Raw genomic sequence first — 245 nt, 5'->3', positions numbered from 1 at the left:
CATCTACGCAGCCTCCAATTCTTGTTGGACTTCAGCCTCTCGCGCCAGATCGGTGACGATCTGCGCCGCTTCCTCGCTGGACAGGCCGGCGGTCAGGAGCAGTTCGTAATCTCGAAACCGGCGAGCCCATTGACCGTCAGAGCGGGCAAGGCGGGCCAGTTCGATGGAGATGAGTTCGGGGGTGGGGCTCATGACCGGCCCTCAACTTTGGCAATGGCTGCCTGCCGATCAGCATCGAGTTTCAA

1 protein-coding gene is annotated in these 245 nt (G+C 60.8%); it reads right to left on the bottom strand.

The features are described 5' to 3' along the window. Window positions 1–3: 3 nt before the first annotated feature. Window positions 4–192: a hypothetical protein gene (locus FLQ03_RS01315; protein WP_144374160.1), complete on the bottom strand. Its 189-nt coding sequence runs from the start codon at window positions 190–192 to the stop codon at window positions 4–6. Window positions 193–245: the final 53 nt, after the last annotated feature.

It is taken from the genome of Vogesella urethralis, assembly GCF_007644045.2.
Taxonomy (GTDB): Bacteria; Pseudomonadota; Gammaproteobacteria; order Burkholderiales; family Chromobacteriaceae; genus Vogesella; species Vogesella urethralis.
The sequence above is the reverse complement of the archived record's forward strand: the minus strand, read 5'-3'. Positions and strand labels throughout refer to the sequence as shown.

Excerpts from the sequence above, each read along its gene's own strand:
- FLQ03_RS01315 (WP_144374160.1), bottom strand. The coding sequence starts at position 192 with ATGAGCCCCACCCCCGAACTCATCTCCATCGAACTGGCCCGCCTTGCC.